The organism is Mesorhizobium huakuii, assembly GCF_014189455.1.
Taxonomy (GTDB): Bacteria; Pseudomonadota; Alphaproteobacteria; order Rhizobiales; family Rhizobiaceae; genus Mesorhizobium; species Mesorhizobium huakuii_A.
In genome coordinates this window covers 6,987,602-7,010,194 of the sequence record NZ_CP050296.1, presented here as the reverse complement: position 1 = coordinate 7,010,194, position 22,593 = coordinate 6,987,602, and the positions used below count along the sequence as shown (strand labels likewise).

The 22,593-nt window shown below is 61.7% G+C and carries 21 protein-coding genes, 2 tRNA genes and 4 pseudogenes; 13 read left to right on the top strand and 14 right to left on the bottom strand.

Annotation, left to right across the window (positions count from 1 at the left end; all coding sequences use genetic code 11):
• Positions 1-23: 23 nt before the first annotated feature.
• The gene (locus HB778_RS34290; protein WP_183460307.1) at positions 24-1,364 is read right to left on the bottom strand and encodes a hybrid sensor histidine kinase/response regulator; all 1,341 of its coding nucleotides are present in this window, start codon (positions 1,362-1,364) and stop codon (positions 24-26) included.
• Between the two features lie 18 nt (positions 1,365-1,382).
• On the bottom strand, positions 1,383-2,519 hold the full coding sequence (locus HB778_RS34285) for an FIST signal transduction protein (RefSeq protein WP_183460305.1): 1,137 nt from the start codon (positions 2,517-2,519) through the stop codon (positions 1,383-1,385).
• 313 nt (positions 2,520-2,832) lie between these two features.
• Between HB778_RS34285 and HB778_RS34280 the strand changes: the two genes are divergently transcribed.
• The 4 genes and pseudogenes from HB778_RS34280 (at position 2,833) to HB778_RS34265 (ending at position 8,013) form a co-directional block, all read left to right on the top strand.
• The gene (locus HB778_RS34280; protein WP_244661743.1) at positions 2,833-3,360 is read left to right on the top strand and encodes a (2Fe-2S)-binding protein; all 528 of its coding nucleotides are present in this window, start codon (positions 2,833-2,835) and stop codon (positions 3,358-3,360) included.
• 103 nt (positions 3,361-3,463) lie between these two features.
• A pseudogene (locus tag HB778_RS34275) lies at positions 3,464-5,814 on the top strand (xanthine dehydrogenase family protein molybdopterin-binding subunit).
• Positions 5,815-5,932: 118 nt separating this feature from the next.
• A pseudogene (locus tag HB778_RS34270) lies at positions 5,933-6,729 on the top strand (FAD binding domain-containing protein).
• A gap of 276 nt (positions 6,730-7,005) precedes the next feature.
• On the top strand, positions 7,006-8,013 hold the full coding sequence (locus HB778_RS34265; protein ID WP_244661742.1) for an acyltransferase family protein: 1,008 nt from the start codon (positions 7,006-7,008) through the stop codon (positions 8,011-8,013).
• A gap of 15 nt (positions 8,014-8,028) precedes the next feature.
• Here the strand turns inward: HB778_RS34265 and HB778_RS34260 are convergent, their stop codons facing one another.
• The 3 genes and pseudogenes from HB778_RS34260 to HB778_RS34250 form a co-directional block, all read right to left on the bottom strand.
• Positions 8,029-8,526, bottom strand: a complete 498-nt coding sequence (locus tag HB778_RS34260) for an SRPBCC family protein (protein WP_183460303.1) — start codon at positions 8,524-8,526, stop codon at positions 8,029-8,031.
• 61 nt (positions 8,527-8,587) lie between these two features.
• Positions 8,588-9,075, bottom strand: a pseudogene (locus tag HB778_RS34255) (GNAT family N-acetyltransferase).
• Positions 9,072-9,830 (bottom strand): copper homeostasis protein CutC, encoded by a 759-nt coding sequence (locus tag HB778_RS34250; RefSeq protein ID WP_183460301.1) that lies wholly within the window; start codon positions 9,828-9,830, stop codon positions 9,072-9,074. The pseudogene HB778_RS34255 and the gene HB778_RS34250 overlap by 4 nt, the downstream one beginning before the upstream one ends.
• Positions 9,831-10,091: 261 nt before the next feature.
• Here HB778_RS34250 and HB778_RS34245 point away from each other — a divergent pair, with 261 nt between their 5' ends.
• Positions 10,092-10,547, top strand: a complete 456-nt coding sequence (locus HB778_RS34245) for a carboxymuconolactone decarboxylase family protein (protein ID WP_183460299.1) — start codon at positions 10,092-10,094, stop codon at positions 10,545-10,547.
• A gap of 105 nt (positions 10,548-10,652) precedes the next feature.
• Here HB778_RS34245 and HB778_RS34240 read toward each other — a convergent pair whose 3' ends face one another.
• The 6 genes from HB778_RS34240 to istA all read right to left on the bottom strand — a co-directional run bounded on the left by HB778_RS34240 (position 10,653) and on the right by istA (position 15,430).
• The gene (locus HB778_RS34240) at positions 10,653-11,084 is read right to left on the bottom strand and encodes a cupin domain-containing protein (protein ID WP_183460297.1); all 432 of its coding nucleotides are present in this window, start codon (positions 11,082-11,084) and stop codon (positions 10,653-10,655) included.
• Between the two features lie 139 nt (positions 11,085-11,223).
• The gene (locus HB778_RS34235; RefSeq protein WP_183460295.1) at positions 11,224-11,517 is read right to left on the bottom strand and encodes a hypothetical protein; all 294 of its coding nucleotides are present in this window, start codon (positions 11,515-11,517) and stop codon (positions 11,224-11,226) included.
• 596 nt (positions 11,518-12,113) lie between these two features.
• On the bottom strand, positions 12,114-12,632 hold the full coding sequence (locus HB778_RS34230; RefSeq protein ID WP_183460293.1) for a hypothetical protein: 519 nt from the start codon (positions 12,630-12,632) through the stop codon (positions 12,114-12,116).
• A gap of 314 nt (positions 12,633-12,946) precedes the next feature.
• Entirely contained in the window at positions 12,947-13,168 is a 222-nt protein-coding gene (locus HB778_RS34225; protein ID WP_183459435.1) for a hypothetical protein, read from the bottom strand.
• Positions 13,165-13,941: an IS21-like element helper ATPase IstB gene (gene istB, locus HB778_RS34220; protein ID WP_210308052.1), complete on the bottom strand. Its 777-nt coding sequence runs from the start codon at positions 13,939-13,941 to the stop codon at positions 13,165-13,167. The genes HB778_RS34225 and istB overlap by 4 nt, the downstream gene beginning before the upstream one ends.
• A complete protein-coding gene (gene istA, locus HB778_RS34215) occupies positions 13,931-15,430 on the bottom strand; it encodes an IS21 family transposase (RefSeq protein ID WP_183459433.1) in 1,500 nt (499 codons plus the stop codon). Before istA ends, istB begins: the two co-directional genes overlap by 11 nt.
• A gap of 823 nt (positions 15,431-16,253) precedes the next feature.
• Here istA and HB778_RS42000 point away from each other — a divergent pair.
• The gene (locus HB778_RS42000) at positions 16,254-16,469 is read left to right on the top strand and encodes a hypothetical protein (protein WP_244662027.1); all 216 of its coding nucleotides are present in this window, start codon (positions 16,254-16,256) and stop codon (positions 16,467-16,469) included.
• A gap of 201 nt (positions 16,470-16,670) precedes the next feature.
• Here HB778_RS42000 and HB778_RS34210 read toward each other — a convergent pair whose 3' ends face one another.
• Positions 16,671-16,853 carry a hypothetical protein gene (locus HB778_RS34210; protein WP_183460291.1) on the bottom strand — a complete coding sequence of 61 codons (183 nt, stop codon included), beginning with the start codon at positions 16,851-16,853 and terminating at the stop codon, positions 16,671-16,673.
• Between the two features lie 829 nt (positions 16,854-17,682).
• Here HB778_RS34210 and HB778_RS42945 point away from each other — a divergent pair.
• On the top strand, positions 17,683-17,808 hold the full coding sequence (locus tag HB778_RS42945; RefSeq protein ID WP_280515939.1) for a hypothetical protein: 126 nt from the start codon (positions 17,683-17,685) through the stop codon (positions 17,806-17,808).
• Here the strand turns inward: HB778_RS42945 and HB778_RS34205 are convergent.
• A complete protein-coding gene (locus HB778_RS34205) occupies positions 17,805-18,008 on the bottom strand; it encodes a hypothetical protein (protein ID WP_095199884.1) in 204 nt (67 codons plus the stop codon). The genes HB778_RS42945 and HB778_RS34205 overlap by 4 nt on opposite strands.
• Before the next feature lie 189 nt (positions 18,009-18,197).
• On the opposite strand from HB778_RS34205, the gene HB778_RS43190 reads away from it, so the two are divergent.
• The 3 genes from HB778_RS43190 to HB778_RS34190 all read left to right on the top strand — a co-directional run bounded on the left by HB778_RS43190 (position 18,198) and on the right by HB778_RS34190 (position 20,531).
• Positions 18,198-18,710: a hypothetical protein gene (locus tag HB778_RS43190; protein ID WP_183460289.1), complete on the top strand. Its 513-nt coding sequence runs from the start codon at positions 18,198-18,200 to the stop codon at positions 18,708-18,710.
• A gap of 2 nt (positions 18,711-18,712) precedes the next feature.
• Positions 18,713-19,213 (top strand): hypothetical protein, encoded by a 501-nt coding sequence (locus HB778_RS34195; protein WP_183460287.1) that lies wholly within the window; start codon positions 18,713-18,715, stop codon positions 19,211-19,213.
• Between the two features lie 823 nt (positions 19,214-20,036).
• A complete protein-coding gene (locus HB778_RS34190) occupies positions 20,037-20,531 on the top strand; it encodes a hypothetical protein (RefSeq protein ID WP_183460285.1) in 495 nt (164 codons plus the stop codon).
• A 79-nt stretch (positions 20,532-20,610) separates the two neighbouring features.
• Here HB778_RS34190 and HB778_RS34185 read toward each other — a convergent pair.
• Positions 20,611-20,685: transfer RNA gene (locus HB778_RS34185), tRNA-Asn, on the bottom strand.
• Positions 20,686-20,919: 234 nt separating this feature from the next.
• Here HB778_RS34185 and HB778_RS34180 point away from each other — a divergent pair.
• The 3 genes and pseudogenes from HB778_RS34180 (at position 20,920) to HB778_RS34170 (ending at position 22,530) form a co-directional block, all read left to right on the top strand.
• Positions 20,920-21,207 carry a hypothetical protein gene (locus tag HB778_RS34180; protein ID WP_183460283.1) on the top strand — a complete coding sequence of 96 codons (288 nt, stop codon included), beginning with the start codon at positions 20,920-20,922 and terminating at the stop codon, positions 21,205-21,207.
• 491 nt (positions 21,208-21,698) lie between these two features.
• Positions 21,699-21,772: transfer RNA gene (locus HB778_RS34175), tRNA-Cys, on the top strand.
• A 91-nt stretch (positions 21,773-21,863) separates the two neighbouring features.
• A pseudogene (locus HB778_RS34170) lies at positions 21,864-22,530 on the top strand (protein-L-isoaspartate O-methyltransferase family protein).
• The last annotated feature ends 63 nt before the right edge of the window (positions 22,531-22,593 follow it).

The following is a 22,593-nucleotide window of genomic DNA, read 5'->3' as shown; positions in this document are numbered from 1 at the left end:
CCCATCAAGGGGAGGGTAAGCCCCTAAGCCAGCAAATGCGCCAACAGCGCCCGCAGTTGCGCCGGTTTCAGCGGTTTTCGCATCAGTTCGATGCCGCCGGCCCGCGCTGCCTTGGCGACCGCCTCGGAACTGTCGGCGGTGACGATCAGCGCCGGCACGGCGCGGCCGAGATAGTCGCGGACTTCCGATATGGTGGCGGTGCCGAGATCGCCGCCGTCGAGATGCTGGTCGGCAATGACGATGTCGGGCACCCAGTCGGTGTCGCCGAGCAGGTCCATTGCATCGTCGGTCGAAGTCGCGGACCGCACCAGGCACTGCCAGCGTTCGAGCAGGAAGGTCATGGCCTCCAGCACCTCGATGTCGTTTTCGACCAGCAGCACCTTGGTGCCGAACAGGCCGTAGCCGCGCGACCGCTCCAGGCTGGTGGCGCTGGCGATGGCGTCGGCGGGCGCGCCGATACCGACGGGGACATCGATGTGGAAGATCGTGCCGCGCCCGACCTTCGACGAGTAGGTCACGGGGTGGCCGAGCGCGCCGGCCATGCGGCGCACGATGGCGAGCCCGAGCCCGAGACCGTTGCCGTCACGTTCCGAACTGGCCGGTGAGGTGCCGCGATGGAACTCCTCGAACACCGCCTCGCGCTGGTCCTCGGGAATGCCGCAGCCAGTGTCGGCGACATCGATGCGGATCGTGTCGCCGCGATGCCTGGTGCCGACAAGGACGCCGCCGGAACGGGTGTAGCCCAGCGCGTTGGAGAGGATGTTCTGCAGGATGCGGCGCAGCAGCGTCCGGTCGGAGCGGACCACGGCATTGACCGGCCGGAATTTCAGCGACAGGCGCTTCATTTCCGCGACCGGCTGGAAATCCGAGCGCAGCGATGAGAACAGCGCTTCCAGGCTGACGTCGCCGATGTCGGGCTGCACCACGCCGGCGTCGAGCTTGGAGATATCCAGCAGCGTGCGCAGCAGGTCCTCCATCGTTTCCAGCGAGCGCTCGACTTGGCGGACAAGCTTCCTACCTTCGTCGCTGGTCTGCACTTCCGCGAGCGCCGAGACGGACAGGTGGGCCGCGTTCAGCGGCTGCAGCACGTCATGGCTGGCGGCGGCTAGGAACCTGGTCTTCGAGAGGTTCGCCAGTTCGGCGTTCTCCTTGGCGGCGCTGAGGTCGATGTTGGACTGCTCCAGCCGCCGCAGCGTCGAGTGCAACTCCTCGGTGCGCGTACGCACGCGGTTCTCCAGCGAGATCGCGGTCTGGAACAGCGAGAAGGCATTGCCTTGCTGGTCCATCGACCGCTCGACGCGGCTGACCAGGGCGGCGTTGATCTTCTTCAGCTTATCGAGGTCGTTTATGTCCTTGAGCGGCATCTTGTTGTTCCGCGGCCCCTATTCCGCCGCTTGCCGTTCGCCAAAGGCAATGCCGGTGAAGGTCTGGTTCAAATGCATCGACCGGTATTGCTCGCCATAAGTGCCGAAGCCGACGACATTGTTGACCCGGTAGAGCTCCGAAATGTCACGAAAAACCTGCCGGTTGCGCGCATCGAGCCGGCGCAGCACGCAGTCGAAGCCGAGGATCAGGTCGATGCCACCCAGCCTGTCCTCGACCTCGCGCAGCGCCGCGCGCGTCGATTCCACCATGTCCTTGGGCTGGGCGATCGACAGCACGACGCCGTCGTCGATGGCGCAGAAGAACGATAGCGAGCCATCCGCATGCATCCTCTGGATCGAGCGGCAGTAATATTCGCCGCCCACCTTCACCACCACCGGATGCGAGGCGAAGCTCAGCGGCGTCAGGGTCTGCGGCATGATGCCGACGGAAGCTGCATATTCCTCGGCAGCATTGGTGGCGTTGAACTCGCGCACGATGCGGTGATCGGCGTCGGACGCTGTCACCACCAGCTTTTCGTCGGTCGGAACGAAATTGTCGGTCTTGAAGACATGGAACGGAATTTCCGTGGCGATCAGCACGATGATGGCGCTGTCCGAGGTGACCCTGCCATTCGAGATCAGGCGCGTCGTCTCGAATTTCAAATCGTCGCCGGCCGAGCCGCCGAGCAGCGGTATGTCGTCAAGACCCCAGTGGATGGCCGAACTGACCGCTTCCTCGGCATAGGACAGGCCGTCGATGAAGCAGAGCGCGAAGGTGTTCCTGGTCCGCTCCCCGCCCACCCGGACGTGCAGCGCGCGCCGCAAGGCCTCGACCTCGCCGGTGATCCTGTCCATGCCCGACGAGGACAAATTGTCGACCATGGCGCTGACCGCGGTAAAGGCGGCCGAGGGGAGCAGCATCGCCAGCATATGGCCTTCCTCGAGCCCTTGTGGCGTGATCTCGCCGGCGGTGGAGCAGCCGGCATGGTGGAGCCCCGGCGCGTAGGCCGAGAGCGCTCGCGACAGGGCGCCGGCCTCGACAAGGCTCTGGGAAAAGAACACGAGGGCAAAGCCGGCGTTGATTGCGGCGGCCTCGCTGGCTACCGCGCGTGCGAAAACATCCGGGTCGGGCTCGTCCGTGGTCAGCGCCGACAAGCCGCAGGCGTAGCGTGTCCGTGAACTGGTCAGCGGCGTTCTCCCGCGTTTCCTCCGACGCTGTTTTTATGCGCTGTTTTTACAAGGCTTCTGGCGCGCGGGCGTCGAAGGATATTGTTGCTTCCAATAGGCGTTTTGGCAATGGGGCGAGGGGAATGCACCTTTGGGCCTTGGCCATGACCGAAAGTACAATGATACGCCTTTTCCGTCGCGCTGTTTTTTGTGCGTTGTGCGGTGTACGAATAACGCATGGCCGAAGTGCCAGCGGCGCGTCGGCAGCGTGATGACCAAGGTTGATACCCAGGGAGGGACCATGTCGGACGTTTCGTTGATGGTGAACGGCAAGCGAGTCAGCGGAGCTGCCGAGGATCGAACGCTGCTGGTTCACTTCCTGCGCGAGAATCTCGGCCTGACCGGCACGCATGTCGGCTGCGACACCTCGCAATGCGGGGCCTGCGTCGTCCATGTCGACGGCAAGGCGGTCAAGTCCTGCTCGATGCTCGCGGTCCAGGCCTCAGGGTCGACCGTCGTGACGATCGAAGGTCTCGCCAACGGCGCCGACCTGCATCCCGTGCAGGCCGCGTTCAAGGAACATCACGGCCTGCAATGCGGCTTCTGCACGCCAGGCATGATCATGACGGCCACCGACATGATCAACCGCCATCCCGAAGGCCTCGACGAGGCGACGGTGCGGGCCGAGCTGGAAGGCAACATCTGCCGCTGCACCGGCTACCACAACATCGTCAAGGCGATCCTCGCTGCATCGAAGACGATGTCGAAGGGGGGCCGCCAAGGCCAAGGCGAAACAAGCTGCATGAGGAACGAAGCGAGTAGCGAATAGTGAGTAGCGAATAGTCAGTTTTCTCTGGCCGAGCTCCAACTCACCATCATTCACTACTCGATATTCGCTACTCACTATTCGCTATTTCTGGGAGGAATTTCTGATGGGCATTGAAGGTGTTGGCGCTCGGGTCGCGCGCAAGGAAGACAAAAGATTCATCACCGGCGCCGGCCGCTATGTCGACGACATGGTGGTTCCCGGCATGAAGCATGCGGCCTTCGTGCGCAGCCCGCACGCGCATGCGCAGATCAAGAAGATCGATGTCAAGAAGGCGCAAGCCATGCCCGGTGTCATCGGCGTGCTGACCGGCAAGGAACTCAAGGCCGACGGCATCGGCAACCTCATCTGCGGCTGGATGATCCATTCCAAGGACGGTTCGCCGATGAAGATGGGCGCATGGTCGCCGCTGGCCTTCGACAAGGTGCGCTATGTCGGTGACGCCGTCGTTATCGTCGTGGCCGAGACCAAGGGCCAGGCGCGCGATGCGGCCGAAGCGGTCGAGATCACCTACAAGGAATTGAAGGCCGTTGTCGACGCGACCAAGGCGCTCGAAAAGGGCGCGCCGCAGATCCATCCCGAGGCCGAGAACAATCTGATCTTCGACTGGGAGATCGGCGATGCCAAGGCGACCGATGCGGCGATCAAGGCGGCGGCGCATGTCATCCGCATGAAGATCGTCAACAACCGGCTGGTGCCGAACGCCATGGAGCCGCGCGCGGCTCTCGGCCATTACGACAAGGCCGAGGATCATTATACCTGCTGGACGACATCGCAGAACCCGCATGTCGCACGGCTGGTGATGAGCGCCTTCTACAATGTCGCGCCGGAGAACAAATTGCGTGTCATCGCGCCGGATGTCGGCGGCGGCTTCGGCTCCAAGATCTACATCTACCCGGAAGAGATCGTCTGCCTGTGGGCGTCGAAGAAGACCGGCGTGCCGGTCAAATGGGTCGCCGACCGCACCGAGAGTTTTCTGTCCGACGCGCATGGCCGCGATCATGTCTCGACGGTGGAAATGGCCTTCGACAAGAACAACAGGATCACCGGGCTGAAGGTCGATACGATCGCCAATCTCGGCGCCTATATGTCGCTGTTCTCGTCCTGCGTGCCGACCTATCTCTACGCGACGCTTTTGTCGGGCCAGTACGACATTGCGGCCATCCACGCCAATGTGCGCACCGTCTACACCAACACGGCCCCCGTCGATGCCTATCGCGGGGCAGGGCGGCCGGAAGCTACCTACCTCCTGGAACGCACGATGGAAGCAGCGGCACGGGAGCTCGGTGTCTCGCCGGCCGAATTGCGGCGCAAGAACTTCATCACCTCCTTCCCGCACCAGACCCCGGTGATCATGAATTATGACGCCGGCGACTATGGCGCCTCGCTCGACGCGGCCATGAAGACATCGGACTATGCCGGCTTTGCCAAGCGCAAGGCGCGGCGGCAAAGCAGGGCAAGCTGCGCGGCATCGGCATGAGCTGCTACATCGAGGCCTGTGGCATCGCGCCGTCGGCCGCGGTCGGCTCGCTCGGCGCCGGCGTCGGCTTGTGGGAATCGGCTGAGGTGCGGGTCAACGCCGTCGGCACGATCGAGGTGCTGACAGGCTCGCACAGCCATGGCCAGGGTCACGAGACGACCTTTGCGCAGCTGGTCAATGAGCGTTTCGGGGTGCCGATCGATTCGGTTTCGATCGTCCATGGCGACACCGACAAGGTGCAGATGGGCATGGGCACTTACGGTTCGCGCTCGGGCGCGGTCGGCATGTCGGCGATATCAAAGGCGCTCGACAAGGTCGAGGCCAAGGCCAAGAAGATCGCCGCCCACCTGCTTGAGGCCGACGAGGGTGACATCGTCATCGAGAACGGCGCACTGAAGGTCGCCGGCACCGACAAGAACGTGCCGTGGTTCCAGGTGGCGCTTGCCGCCTATACCGCCCACAATCTGCCGGCAGGGATGGAGCCCGGGCTGAAGGAAACGGCCTTCTACGATCCGTCAAACTTCACCTTTCCGGCGGGCTGCTACATCTGCGAGGTCGAGATCGATCCGGAGACCGGAACCACCGAGATCGTCCAGTTCGTGGCGGCCGACGATTTCGGCAACATCATCAATCCGATGATCGTCGAAGGCCAGGTGCATGGCGGCATCGCGCAAGGGATCGGGCAGGCACTGCTGGAAGGCGCCCATTATGACGCAAGCGGACAGCTGCTGACGGCGAGCTACATGGATTACACCATGCCGCGGGCGGGCGACCTGCCGTCGTTCCAGGTCTCGACCTCGAACACGCCATGCCCGGGCAATCCGTTGGGGATCAAGGGCTGCGGCGAGGCCGGCGCCATCGGCTCGCCGCCGGCGGTCATCAACGCCATCACCGACGCCATCGGCATCGCCGACATCGCCATGCCGGCATCGCCGTCCACCGTCTGGGCGGCAATCCGCGCCGCGACGAAATATTGATCAGCGAATAGCGAATAGGGAGTAGCGAATAGGGAAGGGAGAGGGCGGTGCGATTGGACGGTTCCTATTCGCTATTCGCTACCCCCTATTCGCTCTTTCCCCAAAGGGAGAAAGACAAATGTATTCAGTCAACTATCACCGTGCCGCCTCGGTCGCTGACGCCGCCAAACTCGTGAAGAGCGGCGACGCCAAGCTGCTCTCCGGCGGCATGACGCTCATTCCCGCCATGAAGACGCGGCTGGCGGCCCCTTCCGATCTCGTCGACCTGTCACGCATCAAGGATCTGCAGGGCATCAAGGTGTCGGGCAAGACGGTCACCATTGGCGCGGCCACCACACATTTCGACGTCTCCAACGACGAGAAGCTGCGGAAGGCCTGTCCGGCGCTTGCCCATCTGGCGTCGCTGATCGGCGATCCGGCGGTGCGCCACAAGGGCACGATCGGCGGCTCGATCGCCAACAATGATCCGGCGGCGGACTATCCGCGGCACTTCTGGCACTGGGCGCCATCATCGTCACCAACAAGCGCGAAATATCGGCCGACAAGTTCTTCAAGGGGCTGTTCGAAACGGCATTGAAGGATGGCGAGATCATTACGGCCGTTACCTTCACGGCTCCGGCAAAGGCTGCCTACGAAAAATTCCGCAACCCGGCCTCGCGCTACGCGATCGTCGGCGTGTTCGTGGCCAAGGGCAAGGACGGCGTCAGCGTTGCCGTCACCGGCGCCGGCGACGACGGCGTCTTCCGTTCGAAGGAGATCGAGGCAGCGCTTGCCAAGAGCTTTGACGCTGCCTCGCTCAATAGCGTGAAAGTGCCGGCGAAGAACCTGATGAGCGACATCCACGCTTCCGCCGACTACCGCGCCAATCTGATCACGGTCATGGCCAAGCGTGCGGTGGCGGCAGCCAACGCCTGACGCCTGCTAGCAGTTGTGGACAAGGAAAGGGCCCTTAGCGGGCCCTTTTTCGTCTGTGGCGGCCGGTATCCGCCCAATTCCCTATGGAATCGCCGCAGCCCACCATCCCTTTGCTTGAAGCAATTCCGGTCCGGGCTCGCCTGCAAACTGCATCGGCGGCAATCTCGCACTTGCACAAACATATATTGCACTGCAGTATGGGTTGGGGCGGGAATGCGAGCTGGGTTCGGATAGGTACCGCCGTGCCCTTTCGCATGCCAATGCGAAGGGATCGGCATGTCCGAAATTTCCGCCACCGAGATGGTTCCGTCCCGATCCGTCGTCGACAGATCGGCCAGGACAAGGTTGGCCTATCTCGACGGCTGGCGCGGCCTGTCGATCGCCCTGGTGCTGATCGGCCATTTTTTCCCGGTTCCCGGAATCAATCTCGGCGTGCTCGGCGTCGAATTCTTCTTCGTGCTCAGCGGCCGGCTGATGGGCGAAATCCTGTTCATCGAACGCTATCCGCTGAAGAAATTCTTCAAGCGCCGTTTCTCGCGCATCTACCCGGCGCTTCTGGTGTTCGTCGTCATTGCCATGGTCGCGCTCTCCGGCACGTTCATCGCCTACAAATGGAAGGCGGCACTGACGGCGCTGACATTCACCTACAATTACGCCGGAATTCTCGTCACCCGCGCCGGGGCGCTCGACCATATCTGGTCGCTCTGCGTCGAGGAGCATGCCTACATCATCCTGGCGTTGATCAGCGCGCTCGTCTCCAGCCGCAACCGCGTCATCCCGCTGCTGTTGGCGCTGGCCTTGCTTGCCATGGCCAATGGCGCGGTGTCGTACTGGGTCTTCAAGCTGGACTACGAGGCCACTTACTGGCGCACCGACGTGCACATCGCCTCGATCCTGCTGTCCGCCTCGATCTGCCTGCTCAAGGCCGAAGGCCGGCTGCCGGCCGTGTTGAAGGGCCCCTATGTCGCCCTGGCGGCGGCTGCGGTTGCGGTTCTGTTGTTCATCGACCCGGTGCCGACGCCGATCCACTATCTGCTGGCGGTGCCGTTGCTGGCGCTCGCCGTCAACGCGCTCGATTTCAGCATGCCAATCTTTTCCAATTTGCTGTCGTCCTGGCCGATGGCGACGTTGGGCCTGTGGTCATACTCGCTCTATCTGTGGCAGCAGCCCTTCTACAAATTCGTCTATGAGCAAGGCAGCAACCCATGGCCGATGCTGGCGCGGTCTTTGCCTGCGCGCTTTGCAGCTACTACCTCATCGAGCGGCCGGCGCGTGAATGGTTGAACCGCAACTGGTGATTCAGGACTTATCACGCCGAGACACTGTTGTTCCGAGCCTCAGATAGCGCCGCAGGCCGGCTTCGCCGCGCGGTGTTGTCCAGCGATGGTTCCAGGCGAAGGCCGGCCGCAGCAGCGGTGCCAGGAATTTGAGGATCGGCCGCTCGACCGTGACCTGCCAGGTCAGCTGGACATGGGTGCCGCTGCCCGACGGCGACAGTTCGGCCCGCCACAGCCCGTCGAAGTCGCCAAAGGTTTTCACCACGACCAGCCGGCCAGGCTCGAGTTCGGCGGCCTCGATGATGAAGTTCAGTTCATAGGGCAGGGCGCCACGCGCCCGTGCCCTTGCCCGTGAGCCGACCGATGGCTTGCCCTTGCCGTTGATCGGCACCACTTCCTTGTAGACATCGCCCCACCACAGCGGAAGCAATTCGGCATCGGAGAGCACATCCCACACTTGCCGAGGCGTGCCCTCGGGAATGTCCCAGCTTTCGTCGAAGCGGAAGACGTTGCTTGGCATCGCGGTTCCTCCATTTGGTGGAACGCTTATATTAGGGGCGTCTTCTTTATGTGGCCAGCAATCAGGCGACGATCTGCTTGACGTAATAACGCACCGCTTTCTTGCCGCCGTGGATCACCGCGTCGCCGACCTCAGTGAAGCCCAGCGCAGCGTGGAACGCATCCGAGGCGGGATTGGGTGGATCGGCGTTGACCTCGCAGGTGACCAGCGTGTGGCCAGCGCGCTCCGCATGCTCGAACAGGTCCTGATAAAGCCGGCGCGCATGGCGCGGCCCCTTGCGTGCGCCGCCACGACGACACGGTCGACATAGATGAAGCGTTCGTAGCGTTCGCAAAACCAGAGGAAATTCGGGCTGTCGTAGTTGGCTTCCTGGTCGAAGGTCATGATGAAGGCTTCGAGATCGCCGATGCGTCGCGCATAGAATGCCTCGCCGAGCAGGAATGACAGCCGTTCTGCTTCGAGCCATGACAGTTCGGCGGCATGCTCGTTGTTAAGCGCCAATATGTCCGCTTCGTCGCGCTGCGCTATGTGGTCTATCGGAGAGGTCATGCCTTGGCCGCCGCGATCGTTGCCGCCACCAGCGGTGTGTCGGTCAGTGTATTGCGGTACTCGCGGTCGAGGTCGGAGCCGCCCATGCCGACCTTGGGATTGCGGTAGCGCATGGCGCTCGGCACGTCCTTCAGTGCTGCAAAATGCATTTCGGCCAGCCCGGTTTCTTTGCGCACCTCGGCGATATTGCCGAGATCGAGCCCGCCGCAACCGAGGATGATGATGCGGTCGCCGGCCTGCCGCACCAGATCCGCCAACAATGGCAGGCCTTCAATCGCGGTGTCGCGCTGGCCGCTGGTCAGCACGCGGCCGACCTTGCAGCGGACCAGCGCTTCCAGCGCCTCGGTCGGATCGCGCGTCATGTCGAAGGCGCGGTGGCAAGTGACATTCAGATATCCGGCGGCGTCCGTCAGTTCGCTCATCCGCTTCTCGTCGATGGTGCCGTCGGCGCTCAGGCAGCCGAACACCACGCCGGGCACGCCGAGTTCGCGGAGTGCCGCGACATCGGCGAGCATCGAGCGGTATTCGGTCTCGCTGTAGAGAAAATCGCCGCCGCGCGGCCGCACCATGACATGAAACGGCACGGTCGCCTGGTCGAGCGCCGCGCGCACCGTGCCGAGGCTCGGCGTGATGCCGCCTTCGACAAGGCTGGCGCAGAGTTCGATCCGGTCGGCCCCGGCCGCCTGCGCGGCGAGCAGGCCATCTATGCCTTCGACACAGATTTCGATCAGCGGCGGGCGGGTTTGTGCGGTCAAAGGGTGATCCAGTCCATGATGTTGCGAAAAGCCCTAGCACCCGGGCGGCCGGCGCGAAAGCGTGAACGGCGCACCGCTATTTGGACCAGACGGCATTTCCCGGCTTGACAGTCTTATAACCGAAGAGTTATGAGTTAACCCATAGCCTATTGGTTATAGATTGGCCGTTGGCGACGCGCGGCAGCCGAAAATTCCATCGAACCAAACCTGGATGCGCTGCCTCCGGGCTCGGCTAAACACGTTTCAAAAGGAGAAAAGATCATGCAAGCCAGAATCAAGAACCCGGTGATGCTCATCCCAGGCGCTCTGCAAGCGCTGCTGGCGCTGGACAAGTCGACCGAGACAGCCGACGTGCCTTATGCGACGCGCAAGCTGATCCATCTGCGGGCGAGCCAGATCAATGCCTGCAGCCTCTGCGTCGACATGCATGCGCGCGAACTGAAGAAGGCCGGCGAGAAGGACGAGCGCATCTTTGCTCTCGCCGCTTGGCGCGAGACGCCGTACTTCACCGATGCCGAGCGGGCGGCCCTGGCGCTGGCCGAGGCCGGCACGAGGCTCGCCGACCGCCCCGACGCCGTGCCGGACGATGTCTGGGACGAAGCCGCCCGGCACTATGACGAAAAGGCACTTGCTGCCTTGGTCATTCAGGTCGCCCTGATCAACGCCTTCAACCGGCTGAATGCGACGACACGGCAGATAGTCGGCGCCTGGGGCTGAGCGCTGGGTTTTGCGCTTGGGGCAGGTGATTATCCGTCGCCACGGCGCGGGAAGGCGGCGGCGCGTTGCCTTCCGCCTGCGGCGCGTGAGCGTGGCGCCTGGCGGCTACTGGCGCAATTCCGTATTCTTGGCGCCTTCCTCGACCTGATCGATGACCAGGAGCTTCACCGGGCCATCGCCAATGTTGGTGGCCTGATGCCACTGGCCGATCATTTCGATGATGAAATCGCCTGTCTTGTAGGTGTTGCTGTTGCCGGTCTCGACATTGGTGACCTTCAGCGTTCCGGCCTCGACATAGGCGTAGCGCGGGAAGGGGTGCCGGTGCACCGGCAAGGTCGCGCCCACCGCGATATCGTAGGTCGACACCAGCACCTGCACGTTCTTCTGCGGCAGCGTGATCGGCTGGCCGGACGCGGTGGTCGTGCGTGACGCGAGCGGCGTCACGACAACAGGCGTGCTGCTGGTGTCGAGGGCCAGGGCGCAATTTGCGTAAAGTGCAGCCGCGGCCAGCAGTGCCGATACCAGGATTTTGAGCATGATTCCTCCTGAACGGACGCATCTATCGCGCGACGGCGGTGCGCGCGCAAGCACTGCAAGAGGTGCTGGCAGATACTTTCAGTCTCTCTGCTGAAGGCTGGCGGACCTTCTGTGCGAGGTCCCGCCGCGAATCCGCCGATCAGTTCGGAACTTGGGGTGAGGGCTCATCGCATCGATAGACCATGCATTGGCCGCCACTGGTTGGAACATAGGCAACCATCGGCACGGAAGGCGCGTCGCACTCATTGCCGAATTGGCGGACGTAGCGATCATAGGTGTTCGGCCCGGTGCTCAGCACCGCTGCATGCTGGCTCTGGATCAATGCCTGGGTCTGCGCGCAGGTCATCTTGCGCGTGTCCGGCCGGGCGCTGGCAAAGCTTGTAGCGGCAACCGTCATCGCTGCGGCGCAGAGCGCAATCTTGCGTATGGGCATGGCGGCATCCTCGCGAAACATCGGATCAGCAAATTCGCATTTTGGGATACGGTTCGGCAATGGTCGCGCTGTCACGATGCAGCGAGCCAAGTTACCATAAACACCGGCCGACAAACGGTAACCGTTCCGCCGAAAAACTCTCAGACGCTTGGAAATGTTGGCTCCCCGGGCCGGATTCGAACCAGCGACCAACCGGTTAACAGCCGCTCTCGGGATAGCCAACTAGCGCACCATACCGGTTGGTCCTATCGGCTCCGAACCAGGACTAGGAGCCTGAGGATACTTCGACCCATATCGCCGGCCGAAGTGGCTGCGGTACCGGCTCGCCGCAGAGGAACGCGCATTGGCTGCTCGCGCGCAGCGGTTTTCTGTCCCGTAATGGATCAATTTGTCGCTGGCACAACAATTGCGCTGTCAGCAATGCCGGCTGTTGGGGCGAGGGTGGGGTGCCTCGCCGCTTCGCAAATGGAGCGGCGAGGTTTCTGCGTTCAATCAGCTTGCAGGCGCAATCAGACAACGGCGCTGGCCACAGGGAAGCGCCAGGACGCGCCGGAAGCCTCGGCGGCGCAGGACAGCGGCCAGCGTGGCTCCGGAGGTCAATGCCGACTGGACGGGGGCTGCCTCCGAAAGCTAATCAAGGAACGCATGAAGTCTACCACTTTGTCCACCCAGAGCGGGTAGTCTGGTGGGTCTGGGGGCGGCGGTGTATTCGCAGCTATTCTCCCAGATGCTTCTCGGGCAAGCCTCTCCTGTTCCAACGCTTTTCGTTGAGCTTTTCGCGCATCAAGGAGTCCCTGAGCGTAGAGTTGTCTCGAACGCTCCGATGCTGAAAGCGAATTGGCGTCCAGCCATGCTTTGAGGAGGTCAGGTCTGATGCGAACGTTGTCGTAGACATACGGACGCACATTCATGAGCTTTTTCTTCGATGCCTCGAAAAGCACGGCCCACTCTTTCCAGGTCGCGGGCATATCGTCGGTGCCAGGAAGCTCTCGGATAAGAGGATAATCCTTGGGCGTATAAACCGGAATTGCCACGCGCGGGGCAGCCAAAGCGCGCTGTTGTCTTCGCCAGCGAGCAGCTTGGTTGCCGCGTTGATGATCCTGGCCTTTACCCACGCGCCCCTCTCTCCCCTTGGGAAGGATGCTTCCATTGCGAGTGAGAGTCTAGAGAGGTTCCCTCCTCAGGCGGTCTTGCCAGCGCCACCTAGATCAGAAATATAATCCTCCCGTTGCGGCGAACCCCTCAAAACGGAGTCGCCAAATGGCCAGTTCAAAACCGTCAAAGCAGTTATCGCCGGCAGAAATCGAGAGCTTTCTGGTGGTGTTGATGGCTTTTCAAAAGCGCGGCTAAACGACGACAAGAGTTTGGTGCTTGTGGACGGAACAAAAAGGCGGCCTTCGCAGGCCGCCGAGTGTCGAGGATGTGTGCTTCAGAGCGAGGACGGGGCTTTTTCGATATCGCTGTGATTGGTCGGTGTTCGTTGCTGCTCCTGGATAAGTTCCTGGAGTTGGACGCCGTAGTGCGACCAGATGCTATCGGCGAGATCGTTGAGGAGCTCGAAGACAGCGAGCGCCTGTTCGGGTGTCCATTCGGGATTGATGAGGAAGTGGATTCCACGACTGAGGCCGGACGGTTGAGGATCTGGTTTCATGCCGCGGGCACCTTTTCGCCGGAGGAGCGGCTGGTGCGTTTTTCGCGCTGTGCCTTTGATCGCTCGGCCGCTTCCTTGAAGCGATAGGAATCGCCTTCGATGGAGATCACCTCGGATCGGTGCATGAGGCGGTCGACGAGGCTGACGACGCAGGCGGCATTGGGAAAGACCTCCGACCAATCAGCGAAGGGTCTGTTGGTGGTGATGATGGTTGAGCGTTTTTCGTAGCGCCGGCTGATGAGCTCGAACAGCAGGTCCGCATGACGGTTCGAGTAGGACAGATACCCGACCTCGTCGATCGCAAGAACGTCGGCGGCGGCGTAGTGGTGAAGCCGTCGGCGCAAGGCTGCATCGCTGTCGAGGGCGGCGAGTTCGCCGAGCATCTCGCTGGCGGTTCGGAAGAGGACGGTGTGACCGCAGATGAGCGCCTGGTGAGCGACATTGCGAGCAAGTGTCGATTTCCCGACGCCGTTGGGGCCGATAAAGACGATGTTGGCGGCATCGTTCATGAAGGACAGGGTCATCAGATCCTCGACGGCGGCGCGGTCGATGCGGCGCGGCCAGTGCCAGTCATAATCGGACAGTTGCTTGAAGTGGCCGAGCCTGGCGGCACGCATGCGTCGCCGCATCGAACGGTCGGAGCGCTCCTCTTCTTCCCATTGAAGGACGGCGGCCAGCCAGTCCGCGTCAGCGATTTCGTCCCAATGGGTGATCAGGCCATTGAGGCGCAACGCCTTGGCCCGGTTGAGCAGGATGTCGGGATTATTCATCATCTTTGCCTCCAAGGGTCAGTTGGTCGTAGCTGTCGAGGCGATGCGGCCGTACCGTCGTATCCTTGCGCCGCACGTGTTCGGGCAGGCTCGTTTCGACCGGCGGCGGAGCACCACGGGCGACCCGGCGGCGTTCCAGTACGTCGCGAACCGACCTCGAATGGGAGGCGCCGGCGTGCAAAGCTTCCTCGACGGCGGCCTGCAGTTCCTGCGCGCCGTACAGGTCAAGCAGTTTCAGCATCGCGTTTGTGATCGCACCGATATTGGAGCCACGCTCGGCGGCCCGGATCATCAGGGTCTGGCAGGCCGGCACGGCGCGCGTCAGGCTGTTGAGGCCGCGATGCTGGCGCGCCTCGCGCTTGATTGCGACGAGAGCCTTGAGGTGCTGAGGGTCCTCGATCTGCTGGTCACGATCATAGCTGCGACGGTGACTGGCGATCATCTTTGCGCCGTCGAAGACGCGGACCAGGCCGAGATCGGCGCGCACGCTGAGCGTGCGCCGGACATGAGCATGCGGTACCGAGTAATCGTTGAGGTCGAAGCGCACATAGGGCGTTTTGCCAACCTTGGCGGCGACCTGCTCCTCGACGGGGTATGGGTTGGCGGGCAGCGGCAGAAGCAGTGGCTGCTCTTGCGCAAACGCCTGGCGGACCGTCATCGTCCGGTCCTCGGGGCATGGCCGGTCGGCTGCCTGGTTGCGGCACCACTGTTCGGCCTGGGCATTCAGATCGTCGAGATCGGTGAACCTGCGGGCGATGAAGAATGCTTCCCTTATATGCCGTATGGCGCGCTCGACGCGGCCTTTTTCGTTGCCCCGGGCAACCGCGACAGGACGTGGCTCGAACCGATAGAAGCCGGCGAAGGCAAGCAGCGTCGGATGGAAGCGGATCGCATCGCCCTGGCGCTCGAGCACCGCACTCTTGAGATTGTCATAGAGCAGGACCCTGGGCAGCCCGCACCATGTGTTGAACGCGCCGACGTGACCGCGCAGGAAGTTTTCCATTCGCGCGTCGAGGAAGAAGCGCAGGTAGATGTCGCGTGAGTAGGAAAGCACCATCACGAACGCCATGAGCGGCCGGCGGGCGTTGCCGATCTCGATGTGACCGAAGTGGGCCCAGTCGACCTGTCCCTGCTCGCCCGGCAATGTGCGTAGCCGCAGGAACGCCTCGGCCGGCTTGCGGGGACGGTGCAGGGCAACCAGGTGCCGAAAGTGCGTCGGCAAGCCCCGGTAGCCGCGCTCGCGCACCATCGCATAAAGGCGGCTGGCGGTCAGCGAGGGGAACTTTTCCAGCGTCTGCTCAATGAATGGAAGATACGGTTCAATGATTGAGGCTCTCTGCAGCGGCTTGTGCCGGGGCAATCCCGCCTGGGCCAGAACGCGATGCACCGTCGTGTGATGGACATGCAATTGCCTGGCGATGGTGCCGCAGCGCCACTTCTCGGCGTGATACAGGCGCAGGATCTGCGCTTCCAGTTCGGGGCTGATGGTCATGATGCGGGCTCTCCGTCTGCGTAGTCAGCTTCACGGGCATAACGAGCCCCCCGGCGACGCACGAAGCCGGTGCGAACGAACGGCGACAGTCGACAGTCGCAGCGCCGACAGCACGGCGTGGGCATGACCGATGTCGTCGCCCGCCCGACGACGTCAGCAAAAGCAGCGACGACATCGTTCGAGGGACTGACCAGTAGTGAACCGGCAGGAGATGCAGGTGGAGAATGATGCGTCACTTTATTGTGCCGAGCCCGATATCGTCGGGCCCGGACCGCATGAGCCAGGCGTCCACGGCGGCTGCGCTGATAACGTCGCCCCGCCTCGCGCACACTCTCGCGGCGGGCAGCACGGGCGCAGTCCTGGCCGCAGTAGCGCTGTCCCCGGTCGCAGCTGCGGCAGATCGTTACCTGCGAACGGCAGTGGCCGCACAGAAAGAAGCGGCCCGTGAGCATCCGCGACGGTCCTTTCGGAGCGCCGCTGGGAGTTCGGGGAAAAGGTCGACGGAATGCGCTGACAATGCGATAATGCAGGTCGCGCACCGTCAGTGGAGCGTGACACCGAGCCCGGACTTGCCAGTTGAGATCGGTGTTACGCCGGATTGTTTCTGCGGCGCTGATTACCCGCAGATACCACAAGGCAGGCGCATGGCGGGGTACGTCGAAAGCCGCCTCAGGGCGCCTGGAGACGTGCCCCGCGTCTACCGCCTTCTCAACCTCACGTGATCAGCACCGCGCCGCAAAGGCGGCCGCCCGCTACAGCGCTAGTTGAAGAGCGCGCGGGCGGCCGCCTTTGCTCTTTCCAGCGCTTCAGCTCGTGTCGTCGTTTGTCAGCGGTTTTCGACCGTCTTCGACAGGTGGCAGCGGAAGCGCTGCACACGAGCATTATCAAGCCGTTTATATCGCCACATTGCGACCACTACCGGGCAACGCGGACCCTGCATGAGGTGCTGTTGAAGGCCGTGCGGGAACTGACCGGGAAGGAAGTCGAGTTCATTCAGTGGAACACCACGGGGCCGGTGCGGCCCCCTACGGCTGGGTAGCCAACGCAGGCAGCCGGATATATCTTTCAGCCGGCGGAACGTTTGTAGCCGCCCCGGTGTTATCACCATGGTCCCCGCATAGGGATCATAAAGGGCCTTGCCCCCTCTTGGCCCTAGTTTGAGTCCGCTGTCTCCCCGGCAGCGGACCCGACGCATTCAGGTGATCGCCGGCATCCCTCAAAACGCAAAATGCCCAACGACTTAACTGCCTCCAGCTCGACTGACTACAACCGTGCCATCGTCTTTGCGAACTTCCACCGCCACGATACCGGACTTTCGATCTGGAAAGGTCAATAGCGCGTGGTCCCGTGCCGCTTTCTCGGTATCGAAGGGCGTCTTCTCCACGATGCCCTTTTTCCCGTACCAGATCACCGTGTAGGCCACAGCTGCGACGCTCCTTTCTCCAGGCGCTTGATTTTGCTGGCCAGCAATTCAAAGGACGCGTCTAGCCCCTTGACAGCGGCGTGAAGGGCAGCAGTAGCCGCCGCCAGATGGTCTTCAGGTTTGCCATTGTCGTTCGCTAGATCGGTGCGTTGAGGCAGCGACATGAGGGAACTATGCGCCTAGTCGGGGTGTCAGTCTACGGGGTCGGCGAGGGCGCCAAAGATCGAGGAGATCAAGCCCAAGAATCGCTAGATCCTGCAGTGAATGGAGGGGTGGGTCATTTTGCCTCCTGTCCCATTTCAGGGACTAGGGTGCTGGCATCGCTCTTGCTTAGGAGAAGGTGCCGGCTAATCCCGGCCCTGATCGCGTACCTGATCAGGTAGTAGGCTCGCCGGGCTTGAGGTGGTTGGGGTCGCCCGGCGGGTTTTCTCTTAGGCCTTTTGTTTTGTGGCCCTGTATTCGGCTTCCCACGGCAATGCGTCAAAGTCCGGCTTGTGGTTGCCGGAACGGTAGGCGTCCTGGCCGATATAGCTGCATTTGCCGCTCTCCAGGATGCAGGCAAAGGGCGGACTTCCTGGGCATCGGTAAAGGCCTACTGCTCTTTCCATGCGAGAAGATGTTCCACGGAGGGTCACGCGTGTCGCCGTTCATTGTGATGAAGGCAACAGGGACGCGCGATTGCAGCGGCCCGGCGCGCACTTGTTGGGCAGTAGCGCACCGGGCCTAACCGGCGAGGCTTCGAGGGGCGGGCGCCGGCTGGCGAATATATGTGCCAATGCTAATATATAAGAAGCATGCGAATGAAGGAACCAAAGGCAAAGGCCAGCAGATGACCGACAAGCCGGCCACAACCTACGTCGTAAGCGTGTTCGAGAAACCGCATTGGCGCACCATCCTCACCACCAAGGACTGGGCCAGCAGTCAGCGGGCCTTGCGTACGTTGCGGAAAGGCTAGCGCGCCGACTGTTTCTTGGCCTGTGCGGCGATAGCGCAGAGGAAGGCCAATGCGGCGGCATCGCATGCCTCCCGTGATGGCCCCTTTGCGAAAAGGACTGCGTCCGCGGCTGGTATTGTCAAACCATGCTTTCTGGCGAATGAGGCGACTTCGTAAGGCTGATTTTCTGGTTGATTGCCGGCGTCGAAATCGTAATCCATAGATTGAATTCCTCCCAGTTCGCGACCTTTTCCCTCTCCGCCTGAGGTAAAATTAACTGCCGGGGTGTCGCGCGAGTCTAGCAACTGAGGATTGCGTAAATCGATATAACTCCGAAACCCGCCTACGTCTTGTTGTTTCCAAGCATCTAAGGACGCGGGATCCTGCTACAATCCCCCATGGCCGTTCGAATGGCGGTTGTCCTGGCACTTATTTTCGCCTTCGCTTACGGATTCGCAAAACTCGTGGAACGTTATGGCGGTTTGGGCGATCGGCCCTCTCCGTGTGCTGGAAACCCTGATTGCACACACCCGAAGGTGCCATCTCCTGAGCCTAAGCCTTCTAAGCCTCACCCCAGCGCCGCCGCCATTTTCGGGAATGAACTCGACGCCAGCCGATTCGAGGGCTACGCGCATTTTGTCCACGCTGCTGACTCGTGCATCCTGCCCAGCTTCGAAACGGTTCACAGTATTGCCTCCAACGCCTGCCGCTTTGGCAAGGAAGCGGCGGCAAAGGCTCTCATCGACGCAATCGACGGCATAATGGCGCAGACGGAAGCGACCATGGCCGGCGTGATGATCAAGGCCCCGGCGTTGGCGGCGTGGGGCCTCGTCCAAGACCGGCAACGGTTATTGACGCCACAGGCGGCGGCGTGGGGGCCGGCGCTTGGTGCATCGGTCGTTCGCATGGCAGGGGAGGCATGACCATGGCTGACGCAATAAACAAGGTGACCTTCACCGGCCTGGAAAGCCAGATCTGCGTCGCGTTCAACATGGTCGACGTTCTCATGGACATGCGCGAGACGCATTTCTGCAAGTCCGGCGATGACAACATCATCGTCACCAGCACGGAAGCAGCCCGGCTTTTCTTCATCGCCTGTCAGGCAGAGGCGATTACCCACAAACTGAAGAAGGCCTATTACGAGGCTTGGGACAACGAACGGGGCGAGGGTGGTGCGCCCGGTATTGGTCAGCTCGGCGCCCTGATCGCTGCGCACACAGCGGCTCTGGCTGACTACGATGCGATGCCGGATGAAGACACCACAAGTCAGCGGCCTTCAGGCGCGCTAGTGCGGCGGTCACCAAGACGCGCCAAGCCCTGTTCGCCCATCGGCCTGTCAACATCGCTGAAGCCACGCGCAAAGCCGAGTTCATGGCGTCGTGCAGGACGTTCATCGAATGGGACGACTTTGACCAAGTCAACTTGATCAACGCTCTGACGCCGGGCGGGGAGCGCATTAACGGCACAGACACGATTCGCAAGGCAATCGGCCCGCTGCCTCACGGTGGCGGGTTTTTTCATGCGACTGCGGAAACTGATCCAGAGCCCGGTCGCGGGAGGAACGAGTCGGCCAGCCTTCGCGTTGTTCACGATCGAACCGATGGAGGTAACCGTGAGGAAGCTGATACTCGCGTCCGTGCTCGCGATTGCTGGCACGGCCGTTGTAGTCGAACCGACGCAAGCGCAATTTCTCTTTTCGCCCTTCGGGGGCTATAACGGTGACTTTTTTGGTGGCTTCGGAGGATTTCCGCCCCCCTATCGCCACTATTACAACCGAGATTACTATGGTGACCAGTACTATGCGGAGCAATATCGCCCGTACTATCGATACCATCACCGGCACTATTACCGGCACTACCGCCACCACAGGCATCACCACCATAGGCACTACTACCACTATTGAAATACGACGACCTGTCGCATTTGGCCCGCTGCCTCACTGTGGCGGGCTTTCCGCTTTGTAGGGGCTAATAGCGGGATCAACGGGCATAATTCAGCCGCTCAACTTGTGCCGCGCGTAGGCGAGTGCCATCATCCTTGATGGCTCGCGACCCAATTAAAGTCATTGAGGCAAGGCGCCGTTACAACGCCAAGCACCGGAAGAACTCCTAGCGAAGGGACGTTCTCCTGCTGCGCTGGAAAAACAGCGGAAACGGCGTGCCGAGAATCCAGAGAAAGCGGCCGAACATAGACGGCTGTTCAAACTGAGGCATCCAGACCGCGTCAAAGCCGGCTGGAAAGCCTATCGCGTGGCCAACAGCGAAAAAATCGCGGCGTACCAAGCAAGCTATTCAGTCGAACATAAAGCCGAGATCCTGGCTACCAAGCGCGTATATTGGGTGAAGAACCGCGACAAGGTCGAAATGTGGCAGGAGCGGCGCAAGCTCAGGGAACGATCCATAAATGCCATTCGCCACAATCCGGAGGATGTCATTCGGGTTGTGAGCAGGGCAGTCAGCGCAGCGCTCCCACGCTTCATGCGCGATGATGTCATCAACGCGATGCTCGAAGCGGTGCTATTGGGTGATCTGCTGCTAGAGAATGTCGGCATTCGCATGAAGGATTACGTCAGGGGGTACAACCGAGAATACGACACGTTCAAAATGCTTTCACTCGACGCGCCCATGGGAGGGACGGACCTCAGGCGAATCGATTTGCTGGAAGCGCCGGCTTCATATGAGCCCGAAGAGGACGAGGAAGACCCGGACATAGTGATGCTCAAGGGTGGATATTCCCGCTGGTGAGCTGTTCGCCGCGTGCCTATTGCGTGCCATCCTCCGATGGAGATGGGGAGCGCAGATTCGCTAAGCTATTGAAAATGTTTGGCTCCCCGGGCCGGATTCGAACCAGCGACCAACCGGTTAACAGCCGGTTGCTCTACCACTGAGCTACCGGGGAACGGAGGCTCTTTGAGCAAGTGGCGCAGCCTATAGCAAACACCTTTCGGCTTTGCAAAGAAGCATTTCGCTTTTTTCCGAGACTTTTTCGCTCAGGCGTTTCTCGCAATCGGTCGGCTCCGTCCTCATATTAGCCGTCTTGGCGATGGGCGCGGAACCGAAATGGCGGTCGCGGCTTTCGTAAACAGGCATTTTCGAGTCACGAGACAAGCGACCATACAGGCAGCCATTGGCGATGACGGCAGCAGACGAAAACCGGATACCGGCACGAAAGATCTCGATTTTCGGGCGCGATTTCGCCATGCCGCAATCGCGCGGCCTCAGAATCACCATCGGCATTCTTTTGACTATCGGCGGCATTCTCGGCTTCCTGCCGATTCTCGGCTTCTGGATGGTTCCGATCGGATTGCTGGTGCTTTCCTATGAATTCGCCATGGTGCGCCGCCACCGGCGCCGCTTCGTTGTCTGGTGGGAGCGGCGGCGACGGCCGGACGGAACGGCGGGCACCAAGCCGCGCCCTTGACCACGCCATCCTTCCGCGGCGTTATACCCTTGTTCGGGTTTAGGATTTTTGCGTATCGGCCTTTCGGTCCGCACGTCTCTCCAGATCCTCGCGGATTTCCTTGAGAACGGCGGTAGCCGAGGCGAGGCGCGCACGGTCGCGCGGCGAAAGTCTGGCTGCACCGTCTATTGCAAGGCAGTCGATTGCATAGCGCAACAATCCCTCGCATCCCGGTCGCGACAAGCCGTCCCAGGCCTTCGTTCCGATGTTCGGGCTTGGTGGCCGCATGGCGCACTCCTCCACCTTTATCAACGGTTGCCGGGGCGTGGAGTTTCTCGTGATCTCCTGCTACACTTAACGCTCTGCTAATATGTGTTGTGGCCATTATGGCTGCGACGCTTGATGTGGAGGGTTGGATTCTTGCAGAGGAAACCGCGTGGAATGCGTGGTGGCCGCTTGACGCCATTTTCGCCGCAACCTATTGGAACCGGGTGGAACGCCGGGAGCAACGAGGCCTCGTGGCGGAGTGGTTACGCAGAGGACTGCAAATCCTTGCACCCCGGTTCGATTCCGGGCGAGGCCTCCAATGCCCCAGGCTCCCGCGCGCAAGCGCCGGAGCCTGAAGTTCCAGTCGAAATGAGCCGCGGTTCTGGCGCGGCAGGCAGATTGGTTGGGACATGAGCGCTGATTTCTCCGAGCTTCGGGTCAAGATGGTCGATGGCCAGGTTCGCACCACCGATGTGACCAGCGCTCCGCTTCTGGAAGCCTTGCTTTCCGTGCCGCGCGAGGTTTTCGTCGGCGACCGCCAGCGCGATCTCGCCTATATCGATGGGGACATCCGCATTGCCGACGGCGCCGGTGGCGCGCGTTATCTCATGGAAGCATCGCCACTGGCCAAACTGATGCAGCTGGCCGAGATCAACCCAACCGATTCGGTTCTCGATGTCGGGAGCGGCAGCGGCTATGCCTCGGCCGTATTGTCGCGGCTGGCGAGATCAGTCGTGGCGCTCGAAAGCGATTCGGCCCTAGCGCAAACCGCCGCGTCGACCCTTTCCGGCCTTGGCTGCGGCAATGTGACCGTGGTCCAGGGGGCGCTGGCGCAAGGTCATGCGGCCAAGGCGCCCTACGACGTCATCTTCATCGGCGGCAGTGTCGAGAACGTGCCGGCGCCGCTGCTCGATCAACTCGCCGAAGGCGGCCGACTCGTCGCGGTCGAAGGGCAGGGCAATTCCGGCGTGGCGCGACTTTTTTTAAGGCTGGGGGGTTGTAACCGGGAGACGGGCATTTAATGCGGCAATTAAGCCACTACCCGGCTTCGAACGTGAGCATGCCTTTGAATTCTGAATGATTTGTGCTTGCAGCAAAGGCTTTGTCATGGTCGCTTGGACTTGAACAATCGTTGCTGAT

Coding starts and splice junctions, on each gene's coding strand:
- HB778_RS34195 (WP_183460287.1), top strand. CDS start 18,713: ATGGCTGACGCAATAAACAAGGTGACCTTCACCGGCCTGGAAAGCCAG.
- istB (WP_210308052.1), bottom strand. CDS start 13,941: ATGATGAATAATCCCGACATCCTGCTCAACCGGGCCAAGGCGTTGCGC.
- HB778_RS34180 (WP_183460283.1), top strand. CDS start 20,920: ATGACGGCAGCAGACGAAAACCGGATACCGGCACGAAAGATCTCGATT.
- HB778_RS34240 (WP_183460297.1), bottom strand. CDS start 11,084: ATGCTCAAAATCCTGGTATCGGCACTGCTGGCCGCGGCTGCACTTTAC.
- HB778_RS34245 (WP_183460299.1), top strand. CDS start 10,092: ATGCAAGCCAGAATCAAGAACCCGGTGATGCTCATCCCAGGCGCTCTG.
- HB778_RS34290 (WP_183460307.1), bottom strand. CDS start 1,364: ATGCCGCTCAAGGACATAAACGACCTCGATAAGCTGAAGAAGATCAAC.
- HB778_RS34225 (WP_183459435.1), bottom strand. CDS start 13,168: ATGAAACCAGATCCTCAACCGTCCGGCCTCAGTCGTGGAATCCACTTC.
- HB778_RS34265 (WP_244661742.1), top strand. CDS start 7,006: ATGTCCGAAATTTCCGCCACCGAGATGGTTCCGTCCCGATCCGTCGTC.
- HB778_RS43190 (WP_183460289.1), top strand. CDS start 18,198: ATGGCGGTTGTCCTGGCACTTATTTTCGCCTTCGCTTACGGATTCGCA.
- HB778_RS34280 (WP_244661743.1), top strand. CDS start 2,833: ATGTCGGACGTTTCGTTGATGGTGAACGGCAAGCGAGTCAGCGGAGCT.
- HB778_RS34260 (WP_183460303.1), bottom strand. CDS start 8,526: ATGCCAAGCAACGTCTTCCGCTTCGACGAAAGCTGGGACATTCCCGAG.
- HB778_RS42945 (WP_280515939.1), top strand. CDS start 17,683: ATGACCGACAAGCCGGCCACAACCTACGTCGTAAGCGTGTTCGAGAAA.
- HB778_RS34235 (WP_183460295.1), bottom strand. CDS start 11,517: ATGCCCATACGCAAGATTGCGCTCTGCGCCGCAGCGATGACGGTTGCC.
- istA (WP_183459433.1), bottom strand. CDS start 15,430: ATGACCATCAGCCCCGAACTGGAAGCGCAGATCCTGCGCCTGTATCAC.
- HB778_RS34205 (WP_095199884.1), bottom strand. CDS start 18,008: ATGGATTACGATTTCGACGCCGGCAATCAACCAGAAAATCAGCCTTAC.